Source organism: Pediococcus acidilactici, assembly GCF_016127815.1.
GTDB classification, from domain to species: domain Bacteria; phylum Bacillota; class Bacilli; order Lactobacillales; family Lactobacillaceae; genus Pediococcus; species Pediococcus acidilactici.
Genome location: NZ_CP066046.1, coordinates 801,190 through 815,999 on the forward strand (window position 1 = coordinate 801,190; position 14,810 = coordinate 815,999).

Genomic DNA, 14,810 nt, shown 5'->3' on the forward strand with positions numbered 1-14,810 from the left:
ATTAAAAAGCCCCCTTTTATTAGGCTAAGGGCCGGATTCAGAAATTAAAGTACCTCCTCAATTTCTAAAATATGGCCAACCACCTAATTATTTAAGGGACCTTCAAAACAGCTTTATTAAACAAATTTTTCTGCCTATCAAGCTCCCCCTAACTGCCCCAATTGCTCCTTGCTATGAATTAATCCTGTAATCATTTGGTTTACTGGGGTGGCGAGTTGATGCTTTCGGCCTAGTTTGACGATGTAGCCGTTCAAAAAATCAATTTCCGTGAGGCGTTGCTTATTCAAATCTTGATGCATCGATGGATAATGTTGCCCACTAGCCTGGGGATCGAACTGTGCTTCCAGCATTTGTTTAATTATCCTTACGCTAAAGGGAATTCCCTCAGCCTGTGCTACCGCGTTAATTTCTTCTAAAATTAGATCGGTAAGTTGGGTTCCGTAATTCAATTGCCCAAATTCCGCCACGTTGCAATTTAATAAGGCGGATAAGGGATTAATCACACTGTTAAAACCAGCTTTTCGCCAAATCGATTCGTGGACATTTTTGACTAAGCTTGCTTGGAGTCCTGCTTCATTCAAAAGATTTAGCACCGTGGTTAACTTTGCTGGAGTAAAATCAGAAGAAACGGCTTGAAAATCAATGCGCCCCTCTCCCGTTGCTTTAATTTGCCCTGGTCCTAGCAGCTCGGAAGACCATAGTGTCACCCCAATTAAAATTTGGTCTGCTGAGACAAACTGTCTTAAAGTTTCTTCGTTGCCAAACCCATTTGATAAACAAAGTAAGGTGGTTGGTTCATCAATGATGGGGATGATTTTGTGCAGAAAATTCGCCATCTGCATCGCCTTGGTAAAGACGATTACCAAGTCAAATCGCCCAGTTGCTTGTTCTGGAAAAAGTGCTGGAATATGGTAGTTTCGAGTCCCTTGCTCATTTTCCACTCGCAAACCTGATTGATTAATTGTTTGAATATGTTCTTGCCATTGGTCAATTAACGTAACTTGCACACCAGCCTCGGCAAGCATCGCGCCAAAACGACACCCCATTGCGCCAGCTCCTGCAATTGCTACTTTCATAATTTTTTCACTCCTTTTTGTTCGATTCTTTGTAAAGCCTCTTTAGCCCAAGCCTTTAATAAATAAATTGCGAGTACTCCTAAACCTAACAACCCCATTGCAATAATAAAGACGATTGCAAAAGAATGCGTATACTTAAAGAAAGCGGCCGTTACGTATGGGGCAACCACCGCGCCAATTGCAAAACCAAAATAAATAAACGCATAATTTAATCCTTGGTTACGTAGCCCAAAATTAGCGCTGGTGATACTTGGAAACACAGCTAGCACACCTGCATAGCAAAAGCCGATGCCTAATGCACAAACGTAAAAAAGGCTTGTATTTCCCTTACCAAGCAGTAGTAAGGCCATAAAAAGCGCCATTAGTGCGTAAACTAGTGCTAAAGTGTGGTACTCACCCAACCAGTCGGAAACCGTTCCCCAGATTAGCCGACCGACGGAATTAGCAATGGAAACTCCACTAACTACCACCGCACCAGCAGTTAAGCCGTACGCTCCCATCCCAATTTGCGCCGACGAACTACTAATGACCATCCCAGAAAACACACCAAAGGCCATGATCCAAAACATCAGCCAAAAACGCCGGTCTTTTAGCATTCCCCGCCAGTTTTGGTCCATTTTAGAAGCCACCAGCTGTTTGCTATCCTTGGCTGGTGCACTGCGAATGAAAAATTGAACTACAAAAATCACTACTAAATAAACCATCCCTAGCCAAAACAAAGACTGACTAATATTCATCTTGGTCAAGAAGAACTGCGCTAGCGCGGTACATAAAAGGGTCCCCACGCCAACGCCAGCCAGAACGCAGCCTGAAGCTAATCCCCGTTTATCAGGAAAAAACTTAATTGCATTATTAAGGTTGCCAGTGAAGGCCAACCCGCTTCCTACTCCCGCAATTAAACCGTACGTTAATAATAGCAACGGTAATGTTTTTACAAATCCGGATAGAATGAATCCAATTGAAAATAAGGCTCCACCTAACACAATTGCTAATTTCCCATGTCCACGATCAATTAATGCCCCACCCCAGATCATGGGTAGGGGGATGATCCCCATATTTATGGAAAACGCTAATGATAAAACTGCCGGATCCCAATGATATTGCGCAATTAAAGGCGTTTTAAAAAAGCTAAAGGCGTAAACTCCGCCTAAAACAAAGTTAATTAGCACATGCGCCGTGAGCATTACCCACCGATTCAAGTTCTGTTTCATCTGCCACTCTCCTAAAGTTAAAAATTTCACAAATATAATTCAAAAACATGATAAGATTAAAAGCAAAAAGAAACAATTCTCAAAAAACTATTAGAGTAATTAACTTTTACTATCGATGGGAGGCCTCCTAATGAATTTAAGACAGTTAGAGTATTTCCTAGTTTTGAGTGAAGAACTTAATTACCACCAAGCAGCCGAACGGCTATTTATTGCGCAGCCTACCCTGAGTGTCCAAATGAGTAATTTGCAACGGGAAATTGGACAACCATTATTTTTGAAAGTTGGGCGCCACATCATGCTTACTAATGCTGGCCTGATTTTACAATCCCATGCCCGTAAGATTTTACGGCAAGTTCGTGCCACCAAACAGGCGCTTCAGCCACGTTCGGAACCTGCCTCAATTAAAATTGGCTTGTCTGGAACCCATCTTTTAACGCCACTGTTGAAGACATTTCAAAAAATTAACCCACAAACGTCATTCACGTTACGAGAAAATACCTCTGCTAGCACCTTGGAACAGCTTTTAAACGCTGAAATTAATTTTGGAATAGCTTTTTTGCCCATTCATAATCCCGCCATTAATTACCGTTACTTATTCACCGACGAAATTATTGCCGTTACCACTAAAACGGGGCCGTACCACACTCTCGAGAACATCACGCTTACGCAACTTACCAAAGTACCATTAATTGTTTTAGATCCGCAATTTGCCATTCGCCAGACCCTCGACCAACTGTTTTTAAATCAACATTTGTCGCCTCAATACCTAGTTGAAGTAACCTCTTATTCAGCCTGCATTAGCGCGCTTAGCCAATTAACCGGGATAGCACTCGTCACCCGCTCCTTTTTTGAAACACAAAAAGCCGGCCATGCCGACTTAAAAGTGATTTCAGTTAAGGAACCTGGTTTAAAACAAGCGCTTGCCTTGGTTTTTCCAGCGGACATTCCGCCTTCGCCCAAAACAACCATTCTTATGGACCAAATTCAAAAGTATTATTTAACCAAGGAACAGCCTTCTTAGTAATGCCGCCGCCGAAAAATTTGGTAACCCAAAACGGCAAAGACGATGGCATATCCCGCGGTTGCCACCCCTAATTGCAACGTCGAAAGGTGCGACATATCGTGATACACCGGGTAATTTGCGTATTGTAAGGGTAACAACATCATATTTAATGGATTCCAACGGAGCCAGTGGAGATATTGCTGTGGTAAAAATTGGATTCCAGGAGGCACAATTTGCCCCATAAAGAAAACTCCTAAACTGATTGCTAAAACAACCGCATTTTCAGTAATCGAACAAGAGATTAAGAAGAGAATGCTGACTAAGAACATGGTTACCAAAATATCAACCAGGGTCATGGTTAGCACGTTAGTTAAAAGACTTTGGTGATACAAATACGGTTTAAACAAGTCTAAGCGAAATTTTGGTAGCGCAAAATTTAAAATTAGGGTCATTATTACCGCAAAACCATGTATCGCAACGTCACAGAGCCCGACAACGGTTAATTTTGCTAAATAGACATCCTTTCGACTGGGGGTTTTTGCTAACATCGTCAATATTGTTCGTTGCTTAAACTCCGATGAAAAAAAGGTTGCCGCAACTAAAATCATTATCAAAGGGGCAATTTCATCAATTCCGAAACTCGACATTACCAGCCAGGGCGCCGAAATGGCATCATCAAAAGACATGATGAAAGGAATCATTAGTAAAACTATTAAAAACGGTGTAAGCCAAGTTATTTTTTTATGTAGCAACTTATAAGCTTCTTGATTAATAACGGTTATCAAAATTTCACCTTCCTATTTACTTCGTTGTCCCCGACTGAAAAACAGGTAACTTAGCATGGTAAAAATAACGGCATAAATTGTCGTTCCCCAAGCTAGTTGCGCAGTGGATAATTTAGTAACGCTCTTTAAAGCCGGATTCGCGACCTGACTTGCAAGTTGCAACATGTTCAAGGGGTTCCACTTAATCCACGGCCCATCAATAATTTGGGGGAGTGCCCCTGCCAAGGTTGGCCCGGTAAAAATCAATACGAAACTAAATCCCATAGCCACGATTTTACTCCGGGTTAAACAAGTCACCCCGATGGTTAAAGCGGTGATTAAAGCAACCATCCCGGAGGCTCCTAACCCCGTCAAAAGCGTGGCATTCCAAAGGGACTGGTGGTTTACCACTAAATCCCATGTCAAGGTACTAGGAGCACGGGTTGCCTGAATCACCATTGTGAATATTCCTCCTGCCAAACTTAAAATAAGCACGTAACCCAGTAGAACTAGTAATTTAGCAAGAAAAACCCCGCCACGGCTGGTGTTCTTATAAAATAACGTGTCAATGGTCTCATTTTCGTATTCCCCGCCAAAATCAGTTGCTACCAAAATACTCATCACCAGCGCAGCCCATCTACCCCAATCATAGCTCTGGGCAACTGAATCAAACGTCGTCCCTTCAAGCCAAGCCGAAACGGCCATAAGCAACCAAAGGGCTACGATGCCGCCCCAGTAGCCTCGGCGATGAATGAATTTATAGAACTCTTGTTGCAAACTGCTTCTCATTAGCGCACCTCCTGGCGACTTCTAAGCGACTTCACCACTTGCTGCTCAAAAGTTAGTTTTTCTGGAGCCACCGTTAATAAGTACTGCTCATTTTCCAACAACAGTTTTTCGGCTGCTTGAAGATCTGGAGCGTTGATCTTTAAATAATCTTTTTGTAGCTCGCTTACCACCCCGTGATTTTCTAATAATTCATAGCTAGCAAATAAATTGTCGGTTGTAATTTGGTAATAACGAGAATTCCCGCTTTGGAAATTTTTTAATGAATCGGTTAATAAAATCTTGCCTTTATTAATCAAAACCACGTTAGAAACTACCCGCTCAAGCTCACTTAAAATATGACTAGAAATCAGGAAAGCGGTCCCTTTTTGGGCCATCCGTAAAATTAGATTACGAACTAAAATGGTCGCTTCCACGTCGAGTCCGTTCATGGGCTCGTCCAAAATCACTAGATCCGGGTGATTTAATAATGCTAACGCAATCCCCAGTTTTTGCTTCATTCCTAACGAATATCCCTTTGCCCGTGCGTCAATATAAGCTTCCATTTCCAACGCACGTGCGAGGTCATCAATTTCGACCTCGCTTTGTGCGTACAAAGCCAAATTTTGCCGGCCCGTCATGTATGGGTACAACGCGGGGTGTTCAATTAGCGCCCCTACTTTAAGAAGGGCTTGATGGTGATTTGAGGTAACCGTTTGATGATTTACCAAGACCTGCCCCTTAAATTTTGTCAAGGCTAAGATGGTTTTCATGATCGTCGTTTTTCCTGCTCCATTTGGTCCAATCAAGCCGACAATTTCCCCATCGCCAACTTGAAAAGACGCCCCTTTGATAATTTGTTTTCTACCGATAAATACATCAAGCTTTTTTACCTCCAACATTAATTTTCAACCTCCGTTCAGTTATGGTGTTCTATTTATACATTACACTATAACCGATTCGACATGAAAAATGCAAGCCTTTTTCCATTAACCTCATATTTTAATTTAACCAAATAAAAACCCCGAGGCTGCATTAATGCAACCTCAAGGTCCTTTATTGATTTATTTTTTTAAATTTAAGTTGGTTGCCGATTCCCTTGTTTGTAAATCTCATTACCGTCATAGATAACCCGGTTAATTGCAAACGTGTTATCTTGGCCAAATGTAGCTTGGGTTCCTAACCAGTAGTACTCAGGTGTTAGTTGAGTAAGTCCTTTACGCAGGTTTCCAGCTTTTTTTAACAAGTCCAGCTCTGTCTTATTGATCGCCGAACGCCAATACCTCACCGCACCATCAGCAAATTCTACTCGCAGAAATAAACTCGGCAGCAATGCTACCCGAACAACTTTTGGAATATCTTGCATTTTTACCTCCCGCACTTAAGTCTTAATAAAATAGCGTTTTCATCTACAGAATAAGCTTAACATCGGCAACGATTTCCCTCAACGCAATTTGTGAGAAAAAAATATTTTTTATAAGCATGGTTAAGCATATTCTTAGCTTAACCATTAGTGAATTTGCTAAGCTTAAGGTGTTCCAAAAATAATAACCTTATGGGAGGAGATTTATTATGAAAGCATTGGATCTTACAGCATTAATCTTGGTAATTGTCGGAGGTATTAACTGGCTCTTGGTTGGACTTTTCCAATTTGACCTAGTTGCTACCTTATTCGGCGGGCAAACAGCAATTATCTCTAAAATTGTATATATTTTAGTAGGTTTAAGCGCCCTATACAGCTTAAAATTCCTCGGGATGCTTAGTCATCGTCCCGAAGACGACGCACGTTACAACAATCGTTAATTTTTTGCACTACGACTTTACGAAAGCGTGCACTAAAAGTCGGGTAGCTTATCAGTATTAACTAAAAATCGACGTGATGCCTGGATTGGGCATAATGTGATATCCCTTTGTGGCTGACAGATGAAATATCATAATTTATCTGTTAATCATGGAGGGATTTTTGAATGTCTAGATCTGAGCATCCCGCATTATAGATTTTATGTTAAACAGCGTAAACTGACTTTTAACTTTATTAAAGTTAACATCCTAAGATATTTTTTTCAGCCTCTTTTAATTATGGCGTGCTGTTTTAAGCAAATCATTATGCAAACTATCGACTCTTTGTTACCCTTAAGCTAATCTAACCGGGTAACCGTTTTAAATTTGAAGGAGGGATGATTTAATGACTAAAAGAAGTCCAAATTGGATCTTATTAATCGCCAGCATTATCGTTGTAGAATTGGTCGGAAGCCTATCGGGGATATTATCAGGTGATATTAAAGCAATTTATAACAACTTAACGTTGCCGCCCTTAGCCCCACCTGACTTTATTTTTGGCATTGTCTGGCCAATTTTATACCTAATGATTGGAATTGTCGGTTATTTAATTCTTCGTGACCGGACCAACGCACGCCAAAATAACTTGATTTTATTTGTTAGCCAATTAGTCCTAAATTTTGTTTGGAGCATCGTTTTCTTTGGTGCAAGCAACCGCTGGATCAGCTTTTTAATTATCATCGTACTCGATGCACTAGTGATTTGGTGTGTGAAAAGTTTTTGGCAAACTAGTAAATTAGCCGCTAGTCTAATGGTTCCGTACTTGATCTGGATCTTATTTGCTACCTACTTGACTTTAGGAACGGCGATTTTGAATTAAATATAAACAAAAAACGTTGAAAATAGAGCAATCCCCTATTTTCAACGTTTTTAATTGTCTTCAATTTAATTAATTCATAAATTTATCAAAGAAGCCGCCCTTGCCGTTGCCTGACGGATGTTCACCACTCGCCTTAGCAAAGAGCTTCAAAGCTTCCTTTTGGCCCGCATTCAGCTTCTTAGGCACCTTAACCTTCACGTGGACGTGTTGGTCACCGTTACCATTGCCTCGCAAACGAGGAGCTCCCTTGCCCTTCAAGCGGAAGTTAGTTCCCGTCTGCGTACCAGCTGGGATTTTTAGCTTAACCTTGCCGTGAACGGTAGGTACTTCAATTTCATCCCCCAGTGCAGCTTGTACGAAAGAAATTGACTGATCATAGTAAATTTCTGAACCTTCGCGCTCATAAATCTTACTTGGCTGTACTTGGAAAATGATGTAAAGGTCACCATAAGGTCCGCCATTATAACCAGCTTCACCTTGACCTTGAAGCCGCATTTGTTGACCATCTTCAACACCGGCTGGAACAGAAACCTTTACTTCATGTTCTTGCTTAGTGTGTCCAGTACCACCACAAGTTGGGCACTTCTCTTTAATTTCTTTACCAGTTCCGTTACATACGTCACAAACCTGTTGCCGAACCATCCGACCAAGCGGAGTGTTTTGAGTAACTTGAATGCTACCCGTTCCGTGACATTTATGACAGGTTTCTGGCGAAGTCCCTGGTTTAGCACCCGATCCGCCACAGGTCTTACATTCGGCTTCTCGTGAATACTTAATCGTCGACTTTTTACCAAAAATCGCTTCTTCAAACTTAAGCGTCATTTGGTACTGTAGGTCCTCTCCTTGTCGTGGCTGGTTAGCGGCCTGTCGTTGACCACCACCAAAGAAAGAACTGAAAATGTCGTCAAAGCCGCCGCCAAAACCACCAAAGCCGCCTTGGTCGCCGAAACCACCGCCACCAAAGCCAGCGTTGCCGTCAGCGGAACCAAATTGATCATATTGCGCACGCTTTTGCGCGTCCCCTAAGACATCGTAAGCTTCGTTAATGTCTTTAAACTTTTGTTCCGCTCCCGGCTCTTTGTTGATATCGGGATGGTATTTTTTCGACAAGCGTCGATAAGCCTTCTTGATTTCATCTTCAGATGCATCGCGACTGACTCCCAGAATGTCATAGTAATCTTTACTTCCAGCCATATTCATCCTCCATGATTTTTACCAGTTTTAACCGTTAATCACCGCAAAAGGGTCAAAGTCAACGACTTCGACCCTTCATTGCTAATCACTTATTTATTTGTTGTCTTTGTCAGGATCGACTTCTTCGAAATCCCCATTGACAGTGTTGTCGTCGTTATTACCGGTATTCTGGTCGTTACCTTGAGCACCATCAGCTTGGCCTTGTGCTTGTTGAGCTTGTTGGTAAAGCTTTACAGACAAGTCTTGGACAATCTTACTCAAATCATCCTTCTTAGCTTTCATTTCTTCTAAGTTGTTATCTTTTTGTGCTTTTTCAAGAGCTTCCTTAGCGTCTTTAGCCTTCTTGATTTCGTCTTCAGAAACCTTACCTTCAAGTTCCTTCAAAGTCTTGTCGGTTGTGAAGATCAATTGGTCAACTTCGTTACGAAGGTCAACTTCTTCCTTACGCTTGCGGTCGGCTTCTTCGTTTTCCTTAGCTTCCTTCATCATCCGTTCGATTTCTTCATCACTGAGACCCGATGAACTCTTGATGGTAATCTTTTGTTCCTTACCAGTACCCTTATCCTTAGCAGAAACGTTAACAATACCATTCTTATCAATATCGAATTTAACTTCGATTTGTGGAACTCCCCGTGGAGCAGCTGGAATGTCCGTTAGTTGGAAACGACCCAGCGTCTTATTATCCGCCGCCATTGGACGTTCACCTTGAAGTACGTGAATGTCTACAGCTGGTTGATTATCTGCTGCGGTAGAGAAGATTTGAGACTTGCTAGTTGGGATCGTAGTGTTCCGGTCGATTAACTTAGTGAACACGCCACCCATGGTTTCAATACCAAGTGAAAGTGGAGTTACGTCAAGTAAAACAACGTCTTTAACATCACCAGTTAAAACCCCACCTTGAACAGCAGCACCAAGGGCAACGGCTTCGTCAGGGTTAATGGAATGGTTAGGTTCCTTACCCGTCCAGTTCTTTACGGCTTCTTGAACAGCTGGAATCCGTGTTGAACCACCGTTTAAGATAACTTGGTCAATGTCAGAAGCTGATAGGCCAGCATCTTTAAGGGCGTTGTCAACTGGTACCTTAGTCTTAGCAACTAAGTCTGCGGTTAATTGATCAAATTGTGCCCGTGTCAAAGTCTTTTCCAAATGCAATGGACCAGCTTCGCCAGCGGAAATAAATGGTAAGCTGATTTGTGCTTCGCTAACCCCAGACAAATCTTTCTTAGCTTTTTCAGCAGCGTCCTTCAAACGTTGAAGAGCCATCTTATCTTTAGAAAGGTCAATGCCGTTTTCTTCCTTGAAGCCTTCAACTAACCAATCAATAATCTTTTGGTCAAAGTCATCCCCACCGAGGTGAGTGTCACCATTTGTTGAAAGTACTTGGAAAACACCGTCGCCGAGTTCAAGGATCGAAACATCAAAAGTACCACCACCAAGGTCGTATACCAAGATCTTTTCATCCTTGTCACTCTTATCTAAACCGTAAGCTAACGCAGAAGCAGTTGGTTCGTTGATGATTCGTTTAACTTCCAAACCAGCAATCTTACCAGCATCTTTTGTTGCTTGCCGTTGAGAGTCATCGAAGTAAGCTGGAACCGTGATAACGGCTTGATCAACTTCTTCACCAAGGTAGTCTTCCGCAAACTTCTTGATGTAGCTCAAAATCATTGCAGAAACTTCTTGTGGGGTGTATGACTTGCCGTCTACCGTTACTTTGTATCCAGCTTCCCCGATGTGACGCTTAATTGAAGAAATGGTGTTAGGGTTAGTAATTGCTTGCCGCTTTGCTACTTCACCTACTTGTGTTTCGCCATTTTTGAAAGCAACTACTGATGGAGTTGTCCGTGCCCCTTCTGGGTTAGTGATAATTTTAGGTTTGTCACCATCCATGACAGCAACTGCAGAGTTTGTAGTACCTAAGTCAATACCAATAATTTTATTACTTGCCATTGTCTAAAATCCCTCTTTCTCTATCTTTTATTGAGCAACAACAACCATCGCTGGCCGTAATACTCGATCCTTTAAAATATAACCCTTTTGAAATACCTTAACTACGGTATCCGCAGGATGGTCATCGTCTGCTGGAACGGTCTGAACCGCCTGGTGGAGGTTAGGATCAAACTTTTGACCATCTGCCTCGATTTCAGCGATATCATTTTCTTTAAGGGCTTTTAAGAGGTCCTTTTGAACCATCTCTACCCCCTTCAACAGTTGTTCTGAATGCTCAGCTTCCACTGTCAAAGCTCGTTCCAAGTTATCTAACGCAGGTAAAATTGCCTTTGCTAATTTTTGACCATCATATTTTAAAAGACTAGCTTGTTCCTTTTCGTTGCGACGGCGCATATTCACAATTTCAGCTTGCGCGCGGATATACTTGTCGGAAAGCTCATCACGTTCCGCCGTAATTTTTTCAATTTCCGCAGGATCTAAAGTAGTTTGCTTCGAATCTTTTGCGGAATCCTTTTGATTATTATTTTCGTCTTGGGACGTTGCTTTAGCTTGCTTGTCAGCGCCCTTACTTTCTTCTTCAACCTTTGCTTCGGTTGAAGCTGATTTTGCCTTTTCGTCTTCCTTTGCCAATTCAATCCTCCTAACTGTCATCAAGATGCTTATAGTATTGTAGCATTCGGTGTGATAATTGGTACCTAAACGTATTGATCAAGCCCAAGGTCTTCGAATACTGCATACTGGTTGGACCAAGAATGGCAATTAGTCCTTTACCACGGCTCCCCACATCGTAAGTTGCCGTAATTAAACTAAAATCCTTTAGCAACGCGTTACTTAACTCGTCGCCAATTTTCACATCCAAGTCACTCCGCTTATTACCTAGCAGTCCGTCAATTTGCTCATTTTCATTAAACAGCGTTAGTAACCCCCGAAGTGAATTTACATCCACATTCTTCGAAAAGTTTAAAACGTTTAATTTGCCACCCACGAAATAGCGGTCACGAGTTGAACGGGTAACGATGTCTTGGAAAACGTCCAAAACTCCTGCGTCACTCTGCAAGTATTTTTCCACTACCTGCGGAATGTCCGTCCGCAAATGGTAATATACCTGGCTCAACGTTTTGCCTACCAACCGGTCGTTCATGATGCGAACTACCCGTTCTAAGGTTTCACCATTCATCTCGTGTGGAATACTGAACTGTTGGCTAGTAACGTCGCCATTACTAGAAACTAAAATCAGCATCACCTGGTTGCCGCCTAACGGAACCATTCGGAAACCGTCTAACGTGGCTCCCTTTTGCTCCGGCTTAAGCGTTAAAGCTGTATAATGCGTTAAATTGGAAAGCATTTCTGCTGAAGTTCGAACAATGTCGTCAACCTCTTGGAAATGAGTTGCTAGTCCCCTTTGAATCTGTAGTGCTTCCGTCTGATCGACTTCTTCTGGGCGAAGCAAGTGATCAACATAATAACGATACCCCATTAGCGATGGGACCCGACCTGAAGAAGAATGGGTCTTTTCAATTAAACCCAGGTCCTCTAATTTAGCCATATCGTTGCGAATCGTGGCCGAACTAACTTTAATCGGCAGATTGTTCATCACCGTCTTGGAACCAATCGGTTTACCATTTTCCGTATATTCTTGAACAATTTCCTCTAAAATCAATAATTCACGATCAGTCAACATGAAAATCACCTCTTTTAGCACTTAGAAAGTCGGAGTGCTAAGAACAACTATTAAGATACCAGAGGTTTGTAGAAATGTCAACTTTAGTCAAGCTTGGTCAGACAACTTTAACGCTTCTTAAAAAATGCACGCGTATCTGCTTCATCCTGGTGCAATTGCGCAATTAACGCGTCCACCGAAGCAAACTTAACTTCTCCCCGTAAGCGGTGGTGCCATTTAACCCGGACCGTCTCACCATAAATTTCTTGATTGAAATCTAAAATGTTAATTTCCGTAGTTACGGGGCGACCGTCCCCAAAGACAACGTTGCGTCCTACCGAGGCCATCCCCTGGTACCATTTATCGGCAATCTTAATTTCCACAACGTAAATGCCAATCCCAGGAGTGATTTGATTAGGATTGCTAACAATGTTCGCGGTAGGAAATCCGAGGGTCCTTCCCCGCGCTTCGCCGTGGACTACTAAACCATTAGTTTCAAAGGGGTACCCTAAATATCGGTTAGCTTCGTCAATCTCCCCGTCGGCAACGGCGTTTCGAATGGCGGTCGATCCAATTTTTTGCCCTTGTGCAATGATTTTAGGTACTTTAACTACTTCAAAACGGTGTTGCGCAATTTCTGGCAACGTATCCATATTAGCCGTGGCAACTGGCCCAAAAGTATAATCAAAACCGGCCACCACCACTTCAGCATTTAATCCGACCATGTATTGGTCAACAAATTCTTGCGGGGTTAAACTACCAAATGCGGAAGTAAAGTTAACTACGTAAAGAATATCCACTCCCGCCGCTTCCATTAACTCTGCTTTCCGAGATACAGAAGTTAGGTAGCTTAACGCGCTAAACCGGTGCTGCGGCTTGGGGAAAACTACCGAAGCGTGGTGATCAAAAGTCATTGCCGCCAACGCTAAGCCCTTAGCGTTCGCAATCTCACGAGCCTTTTGAATTACGGCTTGGTGACCACGATGCATGCCATCAAAAAATCCTAAAGCAAGCACCACCTTTTCTTCGGGAATCATTTTTTTATCATACGGATGATGTATCTTAATTATTTGCATTTATCTCACCAACAACATTTTTTCTGGGCGGTATACTTGACGAGATTCGTCGTATTGGTACAGCGCCTGAATTTTACCTTTATACTTAACGGCAACAACCGGTTCGGTAAGCGCGCGCTTCAAAAAGCCCCCGTTTTGAACTAATTGCCACTCTGAATCAGTAATTTCAATTGCTTCAAACTTTGCTAAAGCATGGTCAATCGGATGTAGCACATCGCTTTCGACCCGGTCTTCGTCACGAGCCTGCTCAAGTTCTGCCAAAGTAACGCACTCTTTTAGTTCAAACCCTCCGCTACTTGTCCGAGTTAAATCGGACATTACGGCTGGCAACCCAAATTGCCGACCAAAATCGACTGCTAAGGTCCTAACGTAAGTTCCCTTACCACACTGCACCTCAAAATAAATAGTTTGTTCTCCCTTTTCCTCGTCGAACTCCGTAGGGCGAATTTGTTTAAACTGGTACACTTGGATTTTTCTTTTAGGCCGCTCCACCGTTTCTCCGGCACGAGCATACTCATATAACTTGCGCCCATTAACCTTCACAGCAGAATACATTGGTGGAATTTGAGTTAATTCCCCGGTCATTTGCTTTAAGGCTGCATCAATTTGAGCGTCCGTTAGTGGTTTACTTAAGGGTTGCCGTTCCACCACTTCTCCATCCAGATCCTCAGTGGTGGTCGCCAAGCCTAACGTAATTGATCCTTGATAAGTTTTACCAAAGCGCATTAAGTAATCTACCACTTTTGTAGCGCGGCCTACGCAAACCGGTAAAACCCCATCCACACTAGGATCTAGGGTACCGCTATGGCCGACCTTCTTGGTTCTTAAAATTCCACGCACCTTAGCAACCACGTCGTGACTAGTCATTCCGCGTTCCTTATTAATTGGAATAATTCCATCCATCAAAATAAACCTCACATTTCTCGTGCAAATTTGCTCTTCTTAAGTATTTTACAGTAGATACCGTGGAATACAAAATGTTCATCCCAATCAGTATCTCCCACTAACTTAAAAAGAGCAACCATTCGACCTGGAATGGTTCCCATAAGCTGCTTACTTGCTGGAAACGTTCCTGTCCATGATTGCTCTTTTAACTTAGTCACGATTAAGTTTATTAATCAGCTGATCAATTTTTTCACCGTACTGTACAGAATGATCTCTTTCAAAAATCAATTCTGGTGTTTTATAAATTGATAACCGACTACCTAGTTCTTTGCGGATCAACCCCGACGCCTTTTCGAGACCTTTACGGGTCTTTTCGTCGTCAGAAGCTTTATCCGATAAGATGCTGTAATAAATTTTTGCTTGTTGTAAGTCACCGGTAACGTCCACGCCCGTGATCGTAACTCCCTGCACGCGAGGGTCACGAACTCGGCGACGTAAAATGTCACTGACTTCTTTTTCAATTTCTTGTGACAAACGATCTGCACGATATTGTCGAGCCATCTTCAA

At 42.4% G+C, this 14,810-nt stretch carries 16 protein-coding genes; 3 read left to right on the forward strand and 13 right to left on the reverse strand.

From position 1 onward, the window contains the following. Positions 1-137: 137 nt before the first annotated feature. Positions 138-1,076, reverse strand: coding sequence for a ketopantoate reductase family protein (locus tag I6H64_RS03915; protein ID WP_008840898.1), 939 nt, complete (start codon positions 1,074-1,076; stop codon positions 138-140). Beyond that, positions 1,073-2,287 (reverse strand): L-lactate MFS transporter, encoded by a 1,215-nt coding sequence (locus I6H64_RS03920; protein WP_036685037.1) that lies wholly within the window; start codon positions 2,285-2,287, stop codon positions 1,073-1,075. Before I6H64_RS03920 ends, I6H64_RS03915 begins: the two co-directional genes overlap by 4 nt. Before the next feature lie 130 nt (positions 2,288-2,417). Here I6H64_RS03920 and I6H64_RS03925 point away from each other — a divergent pair, with 130 nt between their 5' ends. Next, positions 2,418-3,308 carry a LysR family transcriptional regulator gene (locus tag I6H64_RS03925; protein ID WP_008840896.1) on the forward strand — a complete coding sequence of 297 codons (891 nt, stop codon included), beginning with the start codon at positions 2,418-2,420 and terminating at the stop codon, positions 3,306-3,308. Here I6H64_RS03925 and I6H64_RS03930 read toward each other — a convergent pair. The 4 genes from I6H64_RS03930 to I6H64_RS03945 all read right to left on the reverse strand — a co-directional run bounded on the left by I6H64_RS03930 (position 3,305) and on the right by I6H64_RS03945 (position 6,185). Then, entirely contained in the window at positions 3,305-4,075 is a 771-nt protein-coding gene (locus tag I6H64_RS03930) for an ABC transporter permease (protein ID WP_036685033.1), read from the reverse strand. The two genes, I6H64_RS03925 and I6H64_RS03930, sit on opposite strands and share 4 nt — an antisense overlap. Before the next feature lie 12 nt (positions 4,076-4,087). Next, a complete protein-coding gene (locus I6H64_RS03935; protein WP_008840894.1) occupies positions 4,088-4,843 on the reverse strand; it encodes an ABC transporter permease in 756 nt (251 codons plus the stop codon). Next, positions 4,843-5,721 carry an ABC transporter ATP-binding protein gene (locus I6H64_RS03940; protein WP_008840893.1) on the reverse strand — a complete coding sequence of 293 codons (879 nt, stop codon included), beginning with the start codon at positions 5,719-5,721 and terminating at the stop codon, positions 4,843-4,845. Before I6H64_RS03940 ends, I6H64_RS03935 begins: the two co-directional genes overlap by 1 nt. A 176-nt stretch (positions 5,722-5,897) precedes the next feature. Next, positions 5,898-6,185: a hypothetical protein gene (locus tag I6H64_RS03945; protein ID WP_002831566.1), complete on the reverse strand. Its 288-nt coding sequence runs from the start codon at positions 6,183-6,185 to the stop codon at positions 5,898-5,900. Positions 6,186-6,391: 206 nt separating this feature from the next. On the opposite strand from I6H64_RS03945, the gene I6H64_RS03950 reads away from it, so the two are divergent. Beyond that, the gene (locus I6H64_RS03950) at positions 6,392-6,622 is read left to right on the forward strand and encodes a DUF378 domain-containing protein (protein ID WP_002831565.1); all 231 of its coding nucleotides are present in this window, start codon (positions 6,392-6,394) and stop codon (positions 6,620-6,622) included. 382 nt (positions 6,623-7,004) lie between these two features. After that, positions 7,005-7,478: a TspO/MBR family protein gene (locus I6H64_RS03955; protein WP_008840891.1), complete on the forward strand. Its 474-nt coding sequence runs from the start codon at positions 7,005-7,007 to the stop codon at positions 7,476-7,478. A 69-nt stretch (positions 7,479-7,547) separates the two neighbouring features. On the opposite strand, the gene dnaJ is transcribed toward I6H64_RS03955, so the two are convergent. From dnaJ to rbfA, 7 genes are all read right to left on the reverse strand, one after another. Further along, entirely contained in the window at positions 7,548-8,672 is a 1,125-nt protein-coding gene (gene dnaJ, locus I6H64_RS03960) for a molecular chaperone DnaJ (protein ID WP_002831562.1), read from the reverse strand. 93 nt (positions 8,673-8,765) lie between these two features. Further along, positions 8,766-10,622, reverse strand: coding sequence for a molecular chaperone DnaK (gene dnaK / locus I6H64_RS03965; protein WP_005916782.1), 1,857 nt, complete (start codon positions 10,620-10,622; stop codon positions 8,766-8,768). A gap of 27 nt (positions 10,623-10,649) precedes the next feature. Then, on the reverse strand, positions 10,650-11,273 hold the full coding sequence (grpE, locus tag I6H64_RS03970; RefSeq protein ID WP_008840888.1) for a nucleotide exchange factor GrpE: 624 nt from the start codon (positions 11,271-11,273) through the stop codon (positions 10,650-10,652). After that, on the reverse strand, positions 11,263-12,303 hold the full coding sequence (gene hrcA / locus I6H64_RS03975) for a heat-inducible transcriptional repressor HrcA (RefSeq protein WP_024862376.1): 1,041 nt from the start codon (positions 12,301-12,303) through the stop codon (positions 11,263-11,265). Before hrcA ends, grpE begins: the two co-directional genes overlap by 11 nt. Before the next feature lie 107 nt (positions 12,304-12,410). Next, complete coding sequence (gene ribF / locus I6H64_RS03980) at positions 12,411-13,358, reverse strand: riboflavin biosynthesis protein RibF (protein WP_005916774.1); 948 nt, start codon at positions 13,356-13,358, stop codon at positions 12,411-12,413. Then, positions 13,359-14,261: a tRNA pseudouridine(55) synthase TruB gene (gene truB / locus I6H64_RS03985; protein WP_024862378.1), complete on the reverse strand. Its 903-nt coding sequence runs from the start codon at positions 14,259-14,261 to the stop codon at positions 13,359-13,361. 192 nt (positions 14,262-14,453) lie between these two features. Beyond that, positions 14,454-14,804, reverse strand: a complete 351-nt coding sequence (gene rbfA / locus I6H64_RS03990) for a 30S ribosome-binding factor RbfA (RefSeq protein ID WP_002831556.1) — start codon at positions 14,802-14,804, stop codon at positions 14,454-14,456. Between the last annotated feature and the right edge of the window lie 6 nt (positions 14,805-14,810).